12 protein-coding genes are annotated in these 21,722 nt (G+C 52.7%); 5 read left to right on the top strand and 7 right to left on the bottom strand.

The features are described 5' to 3' along the window. Positions 1-152: 152 nt before the first annotated feature. The 6 genes from FDG13_RS14705 to FDG13_RS14680 all read right to left on the bottom strand — a co-directional run bounded on the left by FDG13_RS14705 (position 153) and on the right by FDG13_RS14680 (position 9,803). Positions 153-1,433, bottom strand: coding sequence for an AAA family ATPase (locus FDG13_RS14705; protein WP_180129151.1), 1,281 nt, complete (start codon positions 1,431-1,433; stop codon positions 153-155). 508 nt (positions 1,434-1,941) lie between these two features. After that, positions 1,942-3,591 (bottom strand): hypothetical protein, encoded by a 1,650-nt coding sequence (locus FDG13_RS14700; RefSeq protein WP_180129150.1) that lies wholly within the window; start codon positions 3,589-3,591, stop codon positions 1,942-1,944. Beyond that, complete coding sequence (locus FDG13_RS14695; protein ID WP_180129149.1) at positions 3,588-5,339, bottom strand: TnsD family Tn7-like transposition protein; 1,752 nt, start codon at positions 5,337-5,339, stop codon at positions 3,588-3,590. Before FDG13_RS14695 ends, FDG13_RS14700 begins: the two co-directional genes overlap by 4 nt. Before the next feature lie 9 nt (positions 5,340-5,348). Next, the gene (locus FDG13_RS14690) at positions 5,349-6,971 is read right to left on the bottom strand and encodes an ATP-binding protein (protein WP_180129148.1); all 1,623 of its coding nucleotides are present in this window, start codon (positions 6,969-6,971) and stop codon (positions 5,349-5,351) included. Then, positions 6,955-9,126, bottom strand: coding sequence for a Mu transposase C-terminal domain-containing protein (locus FDG13_RS14685; protein WP_180129147.1), 2,172 nt, complete (start codon positions 9,124-9,126; stop codon positions 6,955-6,957). Before FDG13_RS14685 ends, FDG13_RS14690 begins: the two co-directional genes overlap by 17 nt. Next, complete coding sequence (locus tag FDG13_RS14680) at positions 9,126-9,803, bottom strand: TnsA endonuclease N-terminal domain-containing protein (RefSeq protein ID WP_218942738.1); 678 nt, start codon at positions 9,801-9,803, stop codon at positions 9,126-9,128. Before FDG13_RS14680 ends, FDG13_RS14685 begins: the two co-directional genes overlap by 1 nt. A 542-nt stretch (positions 9,804-10,345) precedes the next feature. Between FDG13_RS14680 and FDG13_RS14675 the strand changes: the two genes are divergently transcribed. Genes FDG13_RS14675 through FDG13_RS14665 form a run of 3 tightly spaced genes read left to right on the top strand, consistent with a single transcriptional unit; the run spans position 10,346 to position 12,610 of the window. Continuing rightward, positions 10,346-10,582, top strand: a complete 237-nt coding sequence (locus FDG13_RS14675; RefSeq protein ID WP_180129146.1) for an XRE family transcriptional regulator — start codon at positions 10,346-10,348, stop codon at positions 10,580-10,582. A 3-nt stretch (positions 10,583-10,585) separates the two neighbouring features. Further along, complete coding sequence (locus FDG13_RS14670; RefSeq protein ID WP_180129145.1) at positions 10,586-11,332, top strand: DUF5131 family protein; 747 nt, start codon at positions 10,586-10,588, stop codon at positions 11,330-11,332. Further along, entirely contained in the window at positions 11,333-12,610 is a 1,278-nt protein-coding gene (locus tag FDG13_RS14665) for a three-Cys-motif partner protein TcmP (RefSeq protein ID WP_180129144.1), read from the top strand. 70 nt (positions 12,611-12,680) lie between these two features. Here the strand turns inward: FDG13_RS14665 and tcmP are convergent, their stop codons facing one another. After that, positions 12,681-13,892 carry a three-Cys-motif partner protein TcmP gene (gene tcmP, locus FDG13_RS14660; RefSeq protein ID WP_180129143.1) on the bottom strand — a complete coding sequence of 404 codons (1,212 nt, stop codon included), beginning with the start codon at positions 13,890-13,892 and terminating at the stop codon, positions 12,681-12,683. Positions 13,893-14,276: 384 nt separating this feature from the next. Between tcmP and FDG13_RS14655 the strand changes: the two genes are divergently transcribed. After that, positions 14,277-17,576, top strand: coding sequence for a helicase-related protein (locus tag FDG13_RS14655; RefSeq protein WP_218942737.1), 3,300 nt, complete (start codon positions 14,277-14,279; stop codon positions 17,574-17,576). Next, positions 17,573-21,685, top strand: a complete 4,113-nt coding sequence (locus FDG13_RS14650) for an Eco57I restriction-modification methylase domain-containing protein (RefSeq protein ID WP_180129141.1) — start codon at positions 17,573-17,575, stop codon at positions 21,683-21,685. The genes FDG13_RS14655 and FDG13_RS14650 overlap by 4 nt, the downstream gene beginning before the upstream one ends. The last annotated feature ends 37 nt before the right edge of the window (positions 21,686-21,722 follow it).

Raw genomic sequence — 21,722 nt, 5'->3', positions numbered from 1 at the left:
CTGCCTATTCGAGTGGGACCAATAGGCGGGAAATTTGGTCCCTTTTGGGGCTGGGGCATTAAATGTGAACCCCTTTTGAGCTATCCAGGCCAATCCCTTCTGTCGGACCTCCATATCAAAATCAATGGGCTCCGGCTGTAACTGCACTGGAATCATTCAAGCCAACCCTTCTTCTTACAAACATAACGCCAGTTGAACAGGAAGTCATCAGTTGGGTTGAGCGCCTCCACGAGTTTTGCATTCATCGCGTTGATTCGGTCGGCACTCGGGGCATCTTGCTCCAACAAGGCCGCAGCCCTCTTCACCAAGTCTTCATACTCCAACGCACGACCACTTTGGAGGTCAAATGCCTCGCTGACCAACCAACTGGCCGCACTGCCGTGCTTCTCGAATTCACGTTGGCGCAACACGACCTTCCTACGCTCAAGATCCAAGTCGAACCATGCATCCCGCTTCGCATCAAAAAGGGGCTCTACCGAGGCCATCACCAGAGGCGAATGCGTGGCGGTGATGACCTGGATTTCGGCCTTTTTGATGAGCGTACGCGCCACTGCCAGTAGGGCTGGAATGATTTGGCGCTGCCACTGTGGGTGCAAATGCGACTCCACCTCGTCAATGAGAAACACCACCTGATTGGTTGGCTCCTCTCGTAACAGTTTCGCCGCTTTGCAATGCTCTTCCCATGTCCAAACCAACAAATATGCCAGTGCTAGGATGCGCCGCATGCCGGCAGATGCATGCAGTACGGCCACGTCTTGTCCGTAGGGCATGCGGATGGTGGGAATGTCCCGCGCATCGTCCAGGCTGACACGCGTCAGTTCGCCTACAGTCAAGCGCTCTTTGTCTGAGGGGGACATGGCCTTCAAGACAGCTTGAAGGCTCTCAAACGCCGAGCTGTTTTCCTTCTGCCAGCCCGCCCAGTCCATCACCAAGCCCAGGCAAAGCGGCTTGCCGTCCTTGCCGAGCAACCCGTCCCAAACTTCTGCGGGACTGAAAACATAAGCGGGGATGCGGTCTTGCACATCCACCCCGTCTTGGGTGCGCCAATAGTTACGAACTGGGTCCCACACAGCAAAACTGCCATCTGCCATGGCGTAAAAAACCAGCCCCGGGTTGGCGGGCCGGCCTGGTCGGCCCGTCCAGGCCTCGTCACGCGGCAGATAGCTGCTCTCATAGTCTTCGACTCGACTTTTACCAGCAAAGGCAAAACCGATCGTCGCAAGTTTTTCACTGCTAGGAAGCGCCCTCTTGCCAGAAGTAAGGCGTGGGTTGATTTCTGAAGGCCACTTTCTGGTCAATGCCCACCAGGCAATGTCTAAAAGAAAGCTCTTACCAAGTCCGTTATCACCCGTGATCAGGTTTAGTCGCTGCCCAAAGGTAAGTTCCATGCTTGGCGCCGGGCCGACATTTTTTAACTTCAGGTGATTGAGCATGACCCCATTTCCTCAAAACTAGATGCGCACATTTCTCATCAATAAGGCAGCGATTTCGCACAGATAATCCATATTCTGATTATCCGTGCGATTGATCTCTCAATTGGCTTTGCGGATATAGTCATTTCAAAAGTGAGTTTTCTCGCGACGCGCTTGAAGGCTTACTTCAAGCCCTCCATGATGTCCATGGATGGCATCCTGCTGAACAAAACAAAAAGTTGATGTTTATGCGAATATTGGAAATGGTCACCAATTTCCAAGACTGAGCAAACCCGCATATGTTGGGCTCTTGTTTAGGACTTCATTTGCGCGGATAAACGGCCATCTTTTGACGGACTTCAATACTTGGAACAAGTTATTGTTAGCGACAAATAAAGTTCTATCTTAAAACGTCGCTAACCTGTTGATTTATATAGATGCTTGCCTTTGATCGGGAATAAAAAGTTCCATCCTAAGTTGCTCAACTACCGCCACATGCATCTCAAATGCACAAAATAAAGTCCTATCCTCATTCGGAATCACTGGGTACGACCTCCAGTCCCAGCCTGCGCAGCAATTTCATCGCCCACAAAGCCGTCTGCCCCCGTATATTGGCGTCGCTCCTCGGAGTCAGCATCTTGGGCAATCGTTCGCATCCGCAAATATCGGTCAATTCACGCTCAATCTTATGATCCCAGTGACCGCTACCATCGACCAAGCCGTCCAGTGCCCGTTTGACCGAAGCCTCGACCACGTCAAACGACGAATAGCGATGGAAGTGCAATGCAACCATTGACAGTGCGACATCGCCTGTTCGATCTACATCCAACAACACGATTGAAGGGTTATCTGGAGGCATTATTATCACCACAAGTGCTACCCGCGGCTTTCGATTCGCCATCGAAAACACCCGTCCCGCCTTGAGTTGACAGAGTGACATTGCGAAACGGACCCAAGGCAGCCTGTTCGCCATATGCCTCACCGTGCCAGCCAGCGCCTCCAGATCACCAATGCAATCCCACGCTGCAGGCGTCAGCAACTTGAACTCAAGTGATGGCAGCTTTGCACTGAGGCTTTGTTCACCCGAACTGACTTTGATGGTCTTGCGTATCTCGGAACGCGGGCCCGTTGCGGGAACAGTTTCATTCGTTTGCACACCACCCGGCCTGTCCACTTTGATCAGCAATTTTTCGACTGTGATACTTCGATCAAAGTCGGATTGCTTTGAATAAGTGTCCTTCGTCTTCTGTCCTCCGGCTTTGGCCCCATCCTGCCCATCATCAAGTTCGTAGTCGTAGGTAACGTGCTCCCTCGACGTGTCACCGTCTTCGTCGTCGGAATCCGCATCTGGTTTTTTGCCATTTTCACCCGCGCTGTGAATTACTTCCTTCATGGAAGGGTGACCGTAGTGCAATTCGTCGCAAGGGTGGTTCTTGCCGGTCAGATGCAGTAGTTCGAGCACCAACCATAGATGACCATACTGAACGCCCCTAAACATCCATTCCGACTCCCTAAGTGGCGGCGGCGTGAAGGTCACGTACTGCTTGCCCTGGCTTTGAAGGCAGACGCTATCCCAAGCCCGTCGTGCATCGGGATCAAGCGCGATCCACGCAAACTCCTGTGCAAAGTGGCGCGACAAGCAACTTTTGGGGATCCGCGATGTGAAGCGCAACTTCAACTCCCGTCGGTAGCCTGGGACTTCGGGGTGAAACAGCAGGTTCAATGCACCGGGGCGTATGACGGCGTTCGCCAGGGTGCGGTTGTGCAGGAAAAGGTAGCGGATCAGTTCGAAGGAAGGAATCAGGACCTCTCCGTGCCCCGTGCGATACCGGAGCAGTCGTTGGATGCCGACTCCCTTCCCACCAAATGAATAAAGCTCTGGCGGGATATCAGCGGAGGTAATTTCCTCATAGTCAGACATATCCATGACTGTCGCGTTGCCATGTATGCCGCGTGCAGGCAATGACAGCATCTCGCCTTCCGAAAAGACATGCCCTAGCGAAAGCAATGGCGCCAGACCAATAGGCAATGAAACCATGCTATACCGATTCGACTCCATGCCGCGCATCACGGCACGGATGAACCACGCATTCTCCTCCTCAAAAAGGCCAGCAAGCCAGTACAACTCGACTTGTTCTGGGCCAAGCTTGGCAAGCTGCCGAAAAAATAACCGGCTCATGCAGCCATGCGCGAGGGGATGGGCGCAGCATCGAGGATTGCATTGATTACAACCAGACTGGTCGAGCGCAGGCCCGCTTTACGCATGACCTGCCATGCTTTGACTTGAGCGCCACACCGCTCCAATTCGACGATGGCCCAATGAATGCGGCGCAGTTGGAAGGCCTCAGTGGTCTCAACGACTCGCGCCAGGAATGCCATCGTCTGCGGCAAACGATGTCGCCGCTTGAGCAACCAGCCACGCAGGTTAAGTCGACGCTCCAGTTCAGCAACAGTGATGCGCACCGGTGGATTCTCCGCATGAACAGTGCCGACCCATGCGTTAAGCTTCGCAGCCCAGGCATCATCAATCTCAGGCCAGTCACAGCGGGTTCGACTTGAGATATCGCGAGTTGCTGATACTGCGGGGCTGAGGTGCGATGACGGGGACACGCATTGCACCGCCACTTTCGGTGTCACTCGCTGCCGCTTGTCAAATAACGTGGGTTTCCACGAAACAGCAATGCCCAACTCGCTTGCCAAGCGCACCACGGTCTTCGGATCTAGTCCCAGTGATCGACCGACCTCTCTCAGCCCAGTGCTTGCCATCACAAGTTGACGCAACACAGGTTCCAGAAGTGGGCCATAGTGCAGAAAACGAGGCAACCCCAACGTACCTGTGTGCGAGTCGAGGCACCGGGTGTAGACATAGCCGCAGATGCAGGAAAACACACCCACCCTGCTACCGTGGTTTCGATGTTGGGTAAAGGTCTTGATCGGCGAATGTGAACGATGCTTTGCCAAGGGGTTAATGCAGGGCCAAGGTCCAGCACCAAACGGCGATACCGGTCGCGCCCGCTGCGCCAGGAAATCCTGGAGCAGTACGTGATACAGAGGATGATTGGCTTTGCGATGCTTGCGTACCATTGAAGCCAGCCAGTCACCAGCAAAATCGCCGCCGTCCATCACGGAGGGCAACAGATCCAGAACGCAGCCATAGAAATTGCGAAACTCACAATCAAAGCGGTGTTGATCCATCGTCGAAACCGACTTGGCCAAGCCGACTTCGAGCATCTGACTACGATAAAACGTAGTCCAACGCGACAAAGTACGCGGAGCCGGTGGGCTGCACAATAAATCAGAGCTACGTCGAGCCACACGATGCAGGTGTGTCAAACATGCTTGATCCACCACGGGCGCCGCTGGCCGGGCATGTGGTGGACAAGTTTCCTGCGTCGCCGCGACAAACTCGTGCCGACTGAATTGCAGAAACGAGACCGTGCTGTCCAGCAGTAGGCAAGCATGTTCTGGACAGACCAGGACGCCAGGCAACTGATGATCTCGACACCACCACAGTTCACCATGCGCCGACTTCATCCTTAAAGCACACTCTGGACAAAAGCGTAGCCGTTGGTTGCGTCCAATACGAAACGCCGACAGCCCAAGGCGCACATGCAGCCCGTCGATAGTACCGCTCCGCATTGCATCACGAGTCTTTTCCTGCCGCACCGGAGGTTCGAACGCAGTGAAGTAGGGAAACAGTGTGAGTGTGTCAATAATGCGGTCCACGCTCAAACCTTGATCTGACGGAACTCGATCAGCCAGAGACTGGAGATGTCCCGGCAAGTCAAAAGTGGCGATAACCTTTCGGTTGCCAAACAAAGTATCCAGCGTGTGCATCGGTCCTGGTGCCCCGACATGCAGGTAGTAGCGTGCCAGCACGCTGTACAGTAACTCTCCGGGGTAGAACTTTGGGAAGTATGCAAGCATTGGTCACCATCACGCCGCAAGATCAAGTAACGGCGGCTTCACCAGACCGGCAGCCAGCAGCGATTGGTAGCCGGATTGACCGGCCTTTTTGCCGATCGCCACAACGTGGCGCAAGTCCTGTGCAAGTGGTGCAACAACCTTTGAAAGCTTCGGCGACTGACGTTTTCGCACTTTCACCGGGCGCTGCGCCAGGCGTTCGGAGATCGTGGCCATCAACAGCAATGGATCGGCAGACGGATTCAGGGCTCTCGCTTCGCTGACCAAAACATGCGCCACATCGTCGGCTATGCCAAGCGAACTCAAGGCCTTGCGTATTGAATCGGTGCCGTCGTCTTGCATTGGCGCGTCAACATGCTCTGCGGCAGCAGGCATTCGCTCCATGTTTGCCGGTGTCGCCACCGCCGAAGCCAATACCTGATTCACATGGGCTTGCAAGGGCAACAGATCATCGTACTTTAATAATGCTTTGGTATCGTTCGCACGCAATGCATCCAGCATCGGCCGAACAACGCGAAAGTCTTCTCGGGCCACTTTGCGTAACAACTCAGCCGTCAGAACTTCTGGACCGTGCCTCACCTCACCGATACTGACCACCCGCAACTGTGCCAGCATGAAAAGTTTGACAACGATGTCCAGGATGCCCTGACTCTCATCGTAAAGAACATCCCGAATCTCAGAACTGATCTCCGTGGGCACACGTGTCCATTGATACTGCCAGAGTTGGCTGATGAAGTAGTCCCAGGCCTTGCCCTTTGGCATGCGATCCCAGATCAGTGAACCCAGCCCACTGGCGCGTCGGGCCTGACGAAAATTCTCCTGCAACAGCGGAATCGCACTGAGCGTACCAATCAGGATCACGGGCACGCCGATGGTGTTCACGAGCGTGACCAAAAAATTCAGCAATGCATCCGGGCCGATCTTGGTCTTGTTCAGATGTTGAATTTCGTCGATTACCAGCACGCCCAAGGCATGAAGGTTGGCAACATGCGCCATGTGCACCATCATCTCGTCCACGCTCGCGCGGCGGCTGCCGTACCAATTGAAATAGTTGGTACCGACCAGCCGATCCACAGCCGAGAAGAAGTTGATACAAAGCTGCTTGGGAGACCCCTGGTGCGGGCAGTCCAGTTTCAGCCATGTGATTTGCACCAGGCTGAAAGGGTCTGTGTGCTGAATGCACTGAGGGTACTGGTGCAGCACCTTCTCGATAGCCTTGGACTTGCCGATGCCAGAGCAGCCAGCCAGCGCGAAGCTGGTAGCAGTATTTTCGACCGGCTGGCGAGTCGGGATCGTCAGTGACTTGGCTTCGATGCGTTCGGCACCATTTTGCAGATGACGAATGTAGTCGTGGGTGAGAGGATTGCGACCGATGTAGCCCTGGCGAAGGAGCATGCCAAAGCGATCAGCAAGCTGGATCTGACGCTCCAACGGCTCGAAATAACGCCCCAACCGCATGATGCAGTGCTTGCGCAGGCTGGCTGCGTAACCTCGCTCCTGCGCATGGTATTCCGGCCGGGCTGCCAGAGCGTCCAACAACTGCAGTTGTGACCGCAGTGGCGGGAGGCGTGCGATGAAGGGATTGCCTTCGTACTCGGGCAACGAAGATGCGGGTGTTTCAGGGCTTGTCGTCATGGCTTGGAGTGCTGCCTAAGATTTCAGTGATATCGGGCTCGCTGTAGTCATCGGGTGCTGCACTTGGGAATTGAAGAACATCAGCGCTCTTGCCGGAAGCCGGGCTTGACGGATCTGCCTGGAAGCGAAAAGTCTCAGCGCCTCGATTGAGTTGCTTCTCGTTGGCACGGTTAACGCGGATGTTTCTTGTGCGTTTGGCCGCACTCTCGGTGCTGGGTTCACCCTTCTGCTTTACGGCACCTGACACAATCCCTTCGATGCTGGCCGACAAGTCGGCTGCGGCCAGTTGCTGACGCGGTTGCCGTTTCGCCGATATCTGCTTTTCTGTATCTTGCATTTGCCCGAGTTCCCATACCGATATTTGGCGATGTGCCCGACTTCTCTCGGTCAACTGGCAGACCTGAAACTGCATCGGCGCCACTGGATCGTGCAGGTAGATTTCATCCAGGTTGCGCGGGTCAAAGGAGACTGTCACCTTCCAGTTGCCACGCTGGCGCGCCCTATCGAACCAACGTTCCTCCAAGGCCCTTTGGCAAGTGTAGAAAAGGCCTCTCAGCCGAACGCCATTGAGCGTAACCGTGGCTTCCTCCAACGGCAGCAGACTGAAACGAACCAATTCTTCTGGGTATTGGCGGAGACTTCCGCTACGGTTGGCTATACCCCAATTCCAAAGGTCAATGGGTACAGTTGGAATGTTGTCGGCTGCTAGGTCACGGTCCTTGTCGTATCGTTTCAGTTCATGGTGATTGTTGTAATACAGCACGCACTCGATGACGATCTGGGTAAATTGGTCAAGGTCGAGTACGGCATCAAGTCGATAGTCTTTGCCACCACGCGCGCGGTAGTCCACGTCGATGTATCCCGGCACATAGGGCTTGAACTTGGCAGGGATCAGACGGAATCGTTGCTCAACAATGCCCTTCCAGTCGGCGCGGTAGGCCGCCGCACTTTCGACTGTGACGTTGAAGTTGTTGATCAACGTTTCTATCATGCGCCCTTCGATTTCACCCCGGTCACCCAAAATCGTGGCGGGCAGGTGGTGACAAGGCCAGTCCTCAACTTCAATTTCGCGGCCACTTTGCATACAGAAGGCCTGTTTGTCGGAGGCCGTGTTGGCCAAAGCCATCATGGCCCCAACCCATGATGGCCCTTCGAGGCCTACGTAGATGCCGACAATCATTCGACTGAATACGTCGATTACGACGTAGAGCACGGGGCGACCAATGATCTTATTACGGTCTGTGCGCGAAACCAGGTACACGTCGGCTATCGTCGCGTCAATCTGGTAGCGCGCACCTGGGCCCCAGACCTCCGCTGTCGAGGTGCCAAGCAAACCACGCAGATCCTTGTCATAGATGCGTGGTCGCAAGCGTTCTCGCTTGATGTCCAGTCGGTCATGATCTTGTTCCAGCCAGTAATTGAACTGGCCGAAGCTGGGAAAGCCGCTGGCCAAAACGTCTCCATTCGGGGCATGAGTAACACGGCCAGTTTCCGGGTCAATCGTACGATCACAGAAAAAGTCTTTGATCATCTGGTCGTACGCACCCCGCAATGTGAACTTGATCTGGGTGGTGTAGTAGCGTGCCACGGCAACCCGAAAAACTTGGCGGATGTCTTCGTCAACATTGAGGCCGGGCAATTCGCCCAGCTTGCGCGGACGGCCACGCTTGATGTCCACGTTTGCGGTCCGTGCCTTGCCCTTGCCACCCGATTTGGCAAAGTCGGGAATCAAAGCATTTGGCGTTTGGCCGCGTTGCCAATAGCGGCGCAGATACAGGTAAATCGTGGCTCTCGTTGTCCACCCCGCAGCAACACAATCAGCAACCCGTTTCGCCCGGTGCCTGGGGTAGTAGATCTCAGGCTCATCACAAACCAAACCTTCAACAATTTGCCAGGCGTGGTCTCGCCTGCGTTTACGCAGCTCAGGCAAAGATGTTTCTTCCACAATGGTCAGATAGGGATCGGCTGTCAGCAGCCTGGAACGTCCTGATTGCAGATCGTTTTGCAGGGCGTGCAACTGCACCAGCTCAGGCGCAGCATCGTGTGCGTTGATGTCGATGGCGAACCCGACAGACTGCGTTGGATTAAGCCACAATAACCGAATCGTGCGGGCGAGCGGGTCACCGTACTCAATCAGATCATTTTGCAACAGCATCAGGCTATCTTCCGGGGCGACTGATCCGCAGCGTACTGAGCCGCAACAATGAACGAATCCACCTGCCCTTGCATATCGAACTTGGCATCGAGATCAATAGCGATCCGTTTGTTGGCAGCGAGATGCCGTATAACCGTCAGGGCTTCGCCATTGGCAAAGCCCTGTGTGCTTTCCAGAAGCCGGACAAACTGTTTGTTGGACATTCCGGTCGCCTGCGGCAAGCAGGCCAGGAATCTGCTGCACCGGTCATCCCAGTAGTCTGGGTGCGGTGCCATCATATGTTGCAGCGACTGCATTTCGTGCAACCAGCGAAGATTCTTGATGCGTTGAGCGGGCAGGTCCAAATTGGTCACAAGACCCCAATCAACGCCCTTGACGTGCCAATAACGGCGCTCAATTTCTTGCTTCTCAAGAATACGGACCTTGTCAAGTTCACTTGCTGGCTTTACGGATCGTGCAGCCAGCGTGTTCGTGTCGCCGGTTTGCACATTCACCACAAAGTCTGTAGTCATCACGATGTCGGTTCGGCTCTGTGTATCGGCCGGGTGTCGCACACCCATGTCGGCAGCAATGCGTCGCGTCTCGTCCCGATCCAGCGGAAACTGTTCACGGATGTCGGTCACAGAATCGGACCAATCAAGCAACAAGAACATCGCCGTTTCGATGTCTGACAACAAGTGGTGTTCGCGGTCGGTTTTGCGACTGTGGATCCGGGAAGATCGGCCCAGTGACGACACATCCTGAATCGTGAGCCAGGGTCGATAGTCCTTTCCGTGCCCGTGTCCACGGGCCTCTTTCAGGAAGCGAGAAAGCTTGTCTTCGTCGAAACTGTATCTTCGCTTTGCCACCGCATTGCCACCTCCTGCGGCGGATTCTACGTTGCATATGCCGCCCGATTGACGATGCCCTGTTTAGCAATTGGTGAGGTGTATCAATAACAATTCACTGCACGATTCTTCTGAAATGCCATGAATGCATTACACGTGCTGCGCCGCACAACGTTGTCCTGAAACATTGCCACGCTGAATACACACTCGCGGCTCACGGAAACAGTGCTCCAGTGTTGATGATTTTCATACCTCACCACATAGACACCCATCTTATAAGTACATATTTATGCATTAAATATACATTTTTATGAACAAAATGGATATATTTATTGACATTTTTACAAAATAATGTTTTAATCTGGAAATGAGTCATTGCAACGAGGGTTTCTGTGGAATTAAAAGAGCTAATACGTGGAGCGCATTCCTTAGTTGAAGCCAAGGAGAAAAGACGAGTCACGCAGAAAGAAATGGCCGAACGAATTGGCGTTCGTTATCGGACGTATATGGAATACCAGAGGGGAACTAATGCGCCACTTGCGATGAAAGCGCTACTGAATCTTTTGGCGAGTTTGGACGATCAAGAAGTGGTGAAAGTTATACGCCAGTGGCATGAAAAAAAGGAGTAAAAAATGACTACTATCAGTAAAATAGAATGGACAGAACGCACGTGGAATCCGACTGTTGGATGCACCAAAGTGTCTCCAGGATGCAAACATTGCTACGCTGAAGGTATGGCAGCTCGTTTACAGGCGATGAAAACACCAGGGTATGAAAATGGGTTTGAACTAACCATGCTGCCTCAGCGACTTCAAGACCCATTGAAGCGAAAAACTCCGACGACCTATTTTGTAAATTCGATGTCCGATCTATTTCATGAGGACGTGACGTTCGCCTATATCGATCAGGTATTTGAGGTTGTCGCGCAGGCCAAGCAACATACATTCCAGATACTGACCAAGCGCAGCGCTCGTATGGCCGAGTACCTCCAAGGAAAAACCGCACCGTCCAACGCATGGATGGGCGTGTCTGTTGAAGATCGAAAGCATGGCGTTCCCCGAATTGCCCATCTTCGCAAAATTAACGCATCCATTCGGTTTCTGTCTGTAGAGCCACTACTCCAAGACGTTGGCACCCTAGATCTAACAGGCATACACTGGGTAATTGTTGGAGGCGAATCTGGTCCTAAAGCACGTCCGATGAAGCAGGAATGGGTGGATGACATCCACGAACAATGCGAAGCGGCTGGCGTTGCATTCTTCTTTAAGCAATGGGGGGGATGGGGTGCTGACGGCAAAAAGCGAGCTAAAAAGCAAAATGGAAGAGAGCTAAATGGCCGTACTTGGGATGCAATGCCGACAATACAACAATTGATATAAATGACTGACAGAAAATACTTTTGGAGGATTGGGTCTCCTCCTCCACTTCTCGATCGACACAGTCAAACCAAACACACCATTATTGAGGAATATGTAAGAAAATATGTTCTGACGTTAATGGCGCAAGCAAACATTCCAGAACTTCGACTTTCCATTGTTGATGGATTTTGCGGTGGAGGTTGTTACCTAGCAGAGGATGGGGGCCAGGTAGATGGTTCACCAGTCTTGATGATGCGGGCGATACGTGAAGCCAGAATACATCTTAATCAGAATAGGCGCATTCCACGCAATGTCAATGTGGAGTATTCATTCATCGACATTTCTCCGGATACAACAAACTATCTCAGATATTTTATAAATGCAAAGAGTGATGAAAATGCCATTGATCTAATTGACTACAACAAAACTGAAATTATTACGAAAGAATTTCTTCAGGCACTCCCATACGTTATTCAAAAAGTTCAGCAGCGAAAAATGGGCGAACACGCTTTATTTCTATTGGATCAATACAGTTATAAAGACATACCGCTTCCCCAAATAGCTAACATCCTACAAACGCTGAAGGGCGCGGAGGTTGTCATGACGTTTAACGTTGACAATCTAACAACATATTTATCAGACAGGGCGGCTAACCGAAAGCCTTTAGAAAACATCGGTTTAGATAAATATATTCCATGGGAAAATCTAAGACTACTCAAAGCAACTCAGAAGCAAGAATGGCGAAAAACATTACAGCGATACGTTGCGAACGGTATTAAATCAGAAACAGGTGCAAAGTATATGACTCTATTCTTTGTCAAACCTATTGGACTGAATTCTTGGGGCTATTGGTTAATTCACCTGTCGAATTCATATCGTGCGCATGCAGTCATGAAATCATTGCATTGGGAACATGCAACTGAATTCGGGCATGAATTGGATCCTGGAATATTTGTCCTTGGCTACAATGCAAATAAAGATAGCGACTACACAGGACAGGAAACTTTTGAATTCTCAGGAGAAGGGTCACGGGAAGCTTGCATAAATGGAGTGCGAGAACATTTTGGACAAACCATATACAAACTCGACAAACCGACTCGTCTTGCTGACATTTTTCAAAACTGCGTAACCAACTCAACTGCGGCAGAAAACCATTTAATGGAAGCCACGCGTCAATTGCATGCTTCAAAAAATATCGTTATTGTTTCCAAAGATGGTTGTACAGTCAGGAGATCCACAAATAAAACGTTTAGTCTTAACGATGTCATTGAGCCGTCCAAACAAATTACCTTGATTTGACAAAATATCAAATTGCCAAGACAACTTCAGAATGTGCTAAAAATGACCACCATGAAAGCTCAAGCGTTGTCTATCGAGGATACCGCACATTTGGTATCAGCTCTAGGCGTTCGGCATTTTCGATATGCAATGGGCGTTTGGGCCTAGAATTCACCGCATCTAAGTTACGCAACTGACCAGAGCGTATTAAACGCACTAGAGAAGATTGCAAATCACCCGGCATCCAATCCGTCTGCTCCAATATATCGGCAAATTCCTCCTCACCAATGGATCTGGAACCATTTTCGAGATAGCGGAACCAATAGCTATCGACATCCTGTGCATTTACCTGCACGATCTGGGTGTTCGTATCCGGTTCGTCGGAGAACATATCCAGCATTCCCGTTTGTAACTCTCGAATCTCATATCGTTTGTTGGCTCGCACCTGCTGCTGAACCAGGTCTACTCCCTGCGAAATTTCCATGAACTCGATAACCCCCTTGGGGTGATTGGTTAAGTAGACTAAATGATATTTAGGTCTATCTCGGCTTGGATCAAGAACTCGAACATATGCAGTTCTAGGTCTGAATTTCTGCTTCGAAAATGGCCGATTTCGCTTGAGACCGGCCCGATAACTGTCTAGAAGCAGGCGCTCTCGTTCATTTGGGCGTAGCCCGTCCAGACGTTGAACCACATCCATTGATACACCAAGGAACTCCGAAATCTCGAACTGCCACGCTGGCATCGAAGCTGTACGATTGATGAAGTCGTAAATGAAGTTAATCAAAAATTCGGATCGAGGGCGTTTGAGCAGTGGTTTAAGCTTATCAATCCCCACAGTTTTCCATCCCTTGGGGTCGATGAAAAAAAACACGAAAGCAGATGGGCCGCACCAATCCAATATTTGCTCTCGGAGATCCAAAAAATCACCTTGTTTGCACTTTGCATCCACACCTGCAGGAGTGGCGACGTCTAAATACTGCGATAGCCGCCCGAATGCCTTGGGGTCTTTCTCAATATATAAAGCCCGCATTGTGGCTTGAACGTTCAACTTTGCCAGCTTTTGTCGGCATATGGCCATCGTGCGCAATGAAATGGCGATAGATGTGCTTTCCAAGCTCTCAGACTCATCGCCCCAAGGTCCAGCAAAACAATCCACATAGCAAATCTCAACCGAACGATCACGTTGAGGAGACATTCCAATGATCAGTATCAGTTTTTCAAAATAGCTTTGCAAAAGCTGGTGCTTGATCCAAGCCTGCTCACGACCATCGTAAGAGCTTGGTATGAAGACCTTTTCCATCTTTTCCCCTGCATTTTTTATGACGAAGTGTACGCAATAGCGTCAGATCATCGTCGGCACCGACAACCTATATTTGAGCGTCACTCAATGCGCGCAGCACTTCAAGTGCCAATGTTCCACCAACGGCCTCTTCGACCACCTTAGTAAAATGCCTGAAACAGACAGCAACTCAACGGTGGCGGCACCAGATATCAAGCCCTTCAAGCTCGTAGCGAAGGCCAAGAGAATGATTGCTTCGTAGCTAGGCTCCCCATGCATTCGTTCCTCAGTTGGATTTTTGTGCAGTGCAGTACAGTACCGATCACAAGAAAGTAAAAACCAAAAAACTTGATGTCGCAGTTTCGATATGTGCAACATCTGGTACCGCATCACAAAGGGATTCACTTGAAATCAGGTATCAGAGACAACAGGACTAGGGGCAAAGTCGCAGAATTCCTGAAAGAGAAGGCCAGCAACGGCAGCCGCCTTTCAGTCGTGTCGGCCTACTTCACCATTTATGCCTACGAAGCCCTCAGCGATCAGCTCGACGGGATCGAATCCCTCCAGTTCCTGTTCGGTGAGCCAAAGTTCATTCAGACACTAGACCCCGAGAAGACCGACAAAAAGGCCTTCAAGATTGAAGACGAAGGTTTGGAACTTGCCAACCGCCTTCAGCAAAAGGAAGTCGCCCGCCGCTGTGCCGAATGGATCACCAACAAGGTCGAAGTCCGTTCCATCCGCGAAGCCAACTTGCTGCATGGCAAGCTGTACCACATCGACGACGGTCGACGCGAACACGCTCTGATGGGCAGTTCCAACTTCACCCAGCGCGGTTTAGGCCTGTCTGCTGCACCGAATATCGAGTTGAACATGGTGGTCGATAGTGACCGTGACCGATCCGACCTGAAAGCTTGGTTTGATGAATTGTGGTCAGACACCGCGCTGGTCGAAGATGTCAAAGCCAAAGTGCTGGAGTATCTGGCGCAGCTCTACGTGGACCATTCCCCTGAGTTCATCTACTTCAAGACTCTGTTCCACGTCTTTGAAAAGTTCCTGTCTGGGCAGGAGGAGCACGCCCAGTTTTTTGACAACACCGCCATCACCGACACCGAAATCTGGAAAACCCTTTTTGAATTCCAAAAAGACGGTGTCAAGGGCGCTGTTCAGAAAATCAACACTCACAACGGCTGCATCCTGGCCGATAGCGTTGGCTTGGGAAAAACATATTCCGCGCTGGCCGTCATCAAATACTTTGAGCTGCGCAACCACCGCGTGCTGGTGCTGTGTCCCAAAAAGCTGCGAGAGAACTGGACGGTTTACCTCGGCAGCAACATGACCGAGCTCAACCCCTTCGTTCGCGACCGGTTCAGCTACATGGTGCTGTCCCACACCGACCTGTCTCGTGATTCTGGAAAGGCTGGAGACGTTGACATTGGTGCCATTAACTGGGGCAACTTCGATTTGGTGGTGATTGATGAATCGCACAACTTCCGAAACAACGTCAAAGGTAAGGACGACAAAAAGAGTCGATATGAAAAGCTGATGCAAGACATCATCCAGGCGGGGGTAAAAACCAAGGTGATGCTGCTGTCGGCCACGCCGGTCAACAACGACTTGAAAGACCTGCGCAACCAGCTTTACCTTGTGTCCGAGGGACGCGATCATGCCCTGATGCCGACCACGGGCATTGCCAGCATCAAACAAACGTTAGACACTGCACAAAAAACCTTTTCTGCGTGGGCAAAACTTCCTGGTGAACGTGACCCCAAAGACCTGATGGACGGGCTGCCCGCTGGGTTCTTCACCTTGCTGGATGAGCTGACCATCGCCCGCTCCCGCAAGCACATCCAAAAATACTACCGCGCCTCCATCGCGCAAATCGGCAAATTCCCCAAACGTGCCAAACCGATTTCCAAGTATTCAGAGATTGATAGCAAGGGCCGTTTCCCCACCTACGACAAGTTAAATGAAGAGATTGAAAAGTACCAACTGGCTCTTTTCAAACCCTCCATTTATGTGCTGCCCCAATTCAAGGACCAGTACCAGGGCGAAACCAATGTACGCAATTTCAGCCAGGAGAACCGTGAAAAGTTTTTGATCGGCATGATGAAGGTGAACTTCTTGAAACGACTGGAAAGCTCAGTCAAATCGTTCGCCATCACCATGGAGCGCACAGTTAGCAAGATCGAAGACTTGGAAGAGCGACTGAAAGCCTACCAAAAACTGCGCGACGGCAAAGCGCAGGACCTGCAAGCTACGCTGTTTTTGATGGAGGCCGAAGAAGACGAGGAACTGCGTGAAGCCTTTGAGGTGGGTAGCCTTAAATACCGCTTGGAGCACATGCGTGTGGACGATTGGCTGGCAGATCTGGCCACCGACAAACGGCAGCTTTCCATGCTTGCAGAAAGTGCTGGCGGCGTTACGCCCGAGCGCGATGCCAAGCTGGCGGAACTCAAAGACATCATCGAAGCCAAGGTCACAACGCCCACCACAAATATCCGTGGTGAATCCAATCGCAAGATCATCGTGTTCTGCGCCTTTGCAGACACAGCAGCCTATCTATATGAGCAACTGGAGCCCTGGGCCAGCACAACTCTGCGCAGCCACATTGCGCTGGTGTCTGGCGGTGCACGTCCCAACCGCTCCACTTTTGGTCCGGCCGAGTTCAACCAGATACTGACCAACTTTGCACCGCGCGCCAAGCAGCGTGCCAAGATGTCCAAGATGCCGCAAGACGGAGAGATTGACATTCTGATTGCCACCGACTGCATCTCTGAGGGCCAAAACCTGCAAGATTGCGACTTACTGGTCAACTACGACATCCACTGGAATCCGGTGCGCATCATTCAACGCTTTGGCCGTATTGACCGCATCGGTAGCCCGAACGACACCATTCAGCTCGTCAACTTCTGGCCTACGCCAGACTTAAATAAGTACATCAACCTCAAAAACCGGGTTGAGGCGCGCATGGCATTGGTAGATATTTCTGCCACCAATGAAGACAACGTGTTGACCAATGCGGAACTTGAAGAGTTAATTCACCAAGATCTGAAGTACCGCGACAAGCAACTCATGCGCCTGAAAGACGAGGTGCTGGACTTGGAAGACTTCAATGAATCCGTGGCGCTGAATGAGTTCAGCCTGGACGACTTCCGTATGGACCTGAGTAACTATGTGGATGCCAACCGCACCAAGTTGCAAGACGCGCCTTACGGCCTGTACGGTGTTGTGCCCGCCAGCACCGAGCATGCCTCTGTCAAGCCCGGCGTTATTTATTGCCTGCGCCAGCAACAGCACAAGGCGGCGCAGGGTGTTGAAACGAATAACCAAACGGTCAACCCATTGAGCCCGTATTTCTTGGTCTACATACAGGCTGATGGCGTGGTGCGCTACAACTTTGCTGCACCCAAGCAAGTGCTGGAAATTTTCCGCGTCCTCTGTCAGGGCAAGACAGAACCTTATACCGACCTGTGCAAACTGTTTGACGAGCAAACCCGCCATGGGCAAGACATGAGCGCGTACTCCGCACTACTGGACAAAACTGTGGCCGCCATCGTGGCCCAATTCACCCGAAAAAACGCTGCTAACCTGTTTACAAGCCGTGGCGGCAAACTCATGGATGCAAGCAGGGCGGTGAAAAGTAACAACGACTTTGAACTCATCACTTGGCTGGTGATCCAGCCATCACTGGGTAGCCCAGCATGAGCGGCAAGCTTCTACGCGCAGAGCTTCAAGCCGCGCTGCACACCTTGGCCACTGGCGATCTACGCACTAGCGCAACCGCATTGCTTGGCAAACTGGGTTATGCCAGCCACAAAACACTAGAGCTGCCCACCCAACCCCAAGCGTTTGCCAAAGAAGTTGAAAACCTGCTGGGTGGTAGCAAGCAGCTCAACCCCGTACATGCCAGCCTGGCCGAGTGGCAAAGCGCCGCTTTCCTGTTCCAACTCACCAATGACGAACTGCCCGCTTTGGCTGCTGGGCAAATGAGCCTATTGACTGACACAGGGGGTGTGCAGGCATGGCTGGTGGAGAGCTTTGTCTTCTTGGCGCTGGATTTGAAACCTGGCGCATGGTCGCGCACCCGCCTGGCCGCGCTCACGCGCGAGGTCAATCGCCTGTTCCCCATGCCCGCTGTTCTGTTGTTTCGCCACCCGCGGGAAGATGGCACACCACTTCTGTCCATTTCGGTGATCCACCGCCGGGCCAACAAACGCGATGCGTCGCAGGATGTGATTGAAGGCAAAGTCTCCGTCATCAAAGACATTGATCTGGGCACCCCCCACGCCGCTCACCTGCGCATTCTAGAAAGCATGGCGTTGACTGAGGTGGACGCGAAGTACGTCCCCTCCAGCTTCGACAAGCTGTATGAAGCCTGGCTCAAGGTGCTGGATGTCAAAGCACTGAATGACCGCTTTTACAAAGACCTGGCCGAGTGGTACTACTGGGCCATCCTCGCACGCACGGGCGTGGTGTTCCCCAAAGGCCAGCCTCTGGAGAAGTCAGATGACCCAACGACTAACAATCGCCCCACGGTCGCACTGATACGCCTGCTTACCCGGCTTATCTTTGTCTGGTTTCTCAAGGAAAAGCACTTGGTGCCCGCCGCCCTGTTTGACGAAAAGGCTTTGGCGGCGCTGCTGAACACGCCGCCCCACCAGCACGGCGCACAAGGCAACTATTACAAAGCCATTCTGCAAAACCTGTTTTTCGCCACCCTCAATACCGAAACGGCGGATGAAGATGAAGACGGCAACAAGCAGCGCGTGTGGCGCGCCACTGCTGGCCCCAAGCGGATGGACAAATATCTGATCCACACCGCCTACCGCTATAAAGGTGATTTCAAAGACCCAGACGCCGCGCTGGCGCTGTTCCGCAAGGTGCCGTTTTTGAATGGTGGCCTGTTCGAGTGCTTGGACAAACTGGTCACGCCAGAGGACGCCAAGCGTGACCCCACGCTGGCAGGGTTGATCGTTACCGAAGGCAAGCAAACCGTGCTACGGGTAGATGGTTTCTCGGAACGCGACGAGAACCCCATGCACATCCCCAACGAACTGTTCTTTGGCGATGGTGCCGACGAGGTGGACCTGAACGACGTGTTCGGCACCAAAAACCGCAAATACAAACCGCGCGGCCTGCTCAAGATTTTTGACAGCTACAAGTTCACCATCGAAGAAAACACGCCGGTTGAAGAAGAAGTGGCCCTAGACCCCGAGCTGCTGGGCAAGGTCTTTGAGAACCTGCTCGCCAGCTACAACCCCGACACCAAAACCACCGCGCGCAAAAAAAGCGGCTCCTTCTACACCCCGCGTGAGGTGGTGGACTACATGGTGGACGAAGCCCTGGTTTGTTACCTGGAAAGGCCAATATCGGCTGCAGCCCACGTAGAACCTGCGCAATCAGCCGCACAATTTGTAGCAAATGGGTTGCTTGACCTTGAGGCTGGCCCCGGCGATCTGGAGCTGCACCTTGACGCTGTCGCCGCCAACCCCATGCCTGGCTACCCGGCAGTGAGGGGGCCAGATAACGTTTTGGGTGACCGTCTGCGCCGCCTGCTCAGTTACCGGCAAACTGGCCACGATTTTTCAGCCGAAGAAACGCAAATAATCATCGCGGCCATAGAGCGCCTGCGTGTGCTCGACCCCGCCTGCGGCTCCGGCGCCTTTCCCATGGGCATGCTGCAAAAACTGGTGGCCGTGCTGCGTAAGCTCGACCCCGACAACGCGCTCTGGAAAGCCCAAAACCGTGCCCCACTGGCAGAGCAGCTTGCCAGCGCCAAGAAGCTGCGTGATCCCACCCTGCGCGACGAGCAAACCACCGCCGCCCTGGCAACACTGGAAAAGTTTGATGCTGACTTTGCCGACCCTGACTATGCCGACTACGCCCGCAAGCTCTACCTGATCGAAAAATGCCTGTACGGCGTGGACATTCAACCCATCGCCGTGCAGATTGCCAAGCTGCGCTTCTTTATCAGCCTGGTGGTGGAGCAAAAGCTGAGCACTGATCACCAGCGATTGACACCGCTGCCCAATCTGGAAACCAAGATCGTCGCCGCCAACACCCTGCTACCGATTCCGCGCAGCGGCGTGCAGAAAGACCTGTTGGCCAACCCCGAGGTGGCTGAGAAAGAAGCCGAGCTGCGCGATGCCAATGCCAGCCACTTTGCGGCCAAACGCTTTGCCGATAAGCGTAAACGCAAAGAGAAAATTTTGCGCCTGCGTGATGAGCTGGCCACGCTGCTCAAGGCCGAGCTGACACTGAAGCCCGGCGATGCCGAACGCATGACCGCCTGGGACCCGTTTGACCAGAACCGCCATGCTGACTTTTTTGACCCCGAGTGGATGTTTGGTTTTCAGAGCGGCTTTGACATCGTCATTGGCAACCCGCCCTATGTGCGGCAAGAGTCCATCAAAGACGACAAACCCCGCTTCAAGCCGCACTACGCCACCTTCAGTGGCACAGCAGACTTGTTTGTGTACTTTTATGAGCGTTCGTTCCAGCTACTCAACCCCCACGGCTGTCTGAGCTTCATCACTAGCAACAAATGGTTCCGCGCCAAATACGGCACAGCCCTGCGCGAATACATGGTCACGCACACCGAGCTGCGCCAAATCATCGACTTTGGTGACGAGGCCGTGTTTGACGCGCTGGCTTACCCCACCATTGTCATTGCCACCAAGCGCGACAAAGCGGTGCCGTTGAGTGATGTGAAGAACGAGTTGGCGGTATTGAACTGGGACAGCACGAATGAGAACTACCGCGTTAGCGATTTTCCTGTCGTGTTTGCCGCCGAACGATTTGCTGTGCCGCAAAATGAACTCAAGCCCGGTGGCTGGCAACTTGAACAACCAAAAAAGCGCCGGTTGCTGGAGCGCCTTCGTAAAACTGGCACATCACTTCGTCAGTCGGCGGGCGCACGCATCTATCGTGGCGTGACTACGGGTTTCAACGATGCGTTCGTTATTGATACCAATACTCGGGCGCAACTTATTGAGCAAGACCCGAAGTCCGCTGAACTGATAAAGCCCTATTTGCGTGGAAAAGACATTAGTCGCTGGCGCGCTGGATCTAGCGATATTTGGCTCATTTTCACTAGGCGAGGAATCGACATCGATGCTTATCCGGCAGTCAAAGCACACCTGAAGACATTTCAAACGCAGCTCAAACCCAAGCCTGAAGCGTGGAATGACAAAGAGCAAGGTGCTTGGCCTGGTCGAAAACCTGGGTCTTACGATTGGCATGAAATTCAGGACAACATCGCTTATTGGGAGGACTTTGCTCAACCCAAAATCGTTTCGACCAAAGTCTCAATCGCGCCCACTTTTTGTCTTGACAAAACTGGTAGTTTTCTGGGTAACACTTCGTACTTTTTCAACGTTGGAAGTAATTCCTTGTTTCTGCTTGGACTTCTGAATTCTGCCGTGTCAGCGTTTTTCTCCAAGTGCGTTTTTGTTGGTAAACAGGGCGGGTTTTATGAGGTTCAGCCAGAGGCACTAGAGTCCCTGCCCATTCCTAATGCCAATTTCGATCAGCGTACTACTGTGGAAATCGTCGTTCAGACAATTCTTACCGGTGTGGCAGCTCCCGAATACGAACGCCTCCTCAACGGACTGGTCTACGAACTTTTCTTCCCCGAAGAGCTGCAAGTCAAAAACATCCGCCTGTTCGACGCCTGCACCGCAGCGGGCGTCCACGACGGCATGGACGCACAAGCCAAAGCCACCGAAATCTTCCACCCCCGCCACCCCATCTACGGCCAACTGTTTGAGCTGCAAACGCTGGAGGTAGTGCGCCTGATTGAAGGACAGTCATGAAATAGGCCGCTAGCCCAGGTGGAATTTGCGCAAAAGG

The organism is Rhodoferax sp. BLA1 (assembly GCF_013416775.1).
In the GTDB taxonomy this organism is placed as follows: Bacteria; Pseudomonadota; Gammaproteobacteria; order Burkholderiales; family Burkholderiaceae_C; genus Rhodoferax.
Note: the sequence above shows the minus strand (reverse complement) of the source record. Positions and strands in the feature narration are given on the sequence as shown.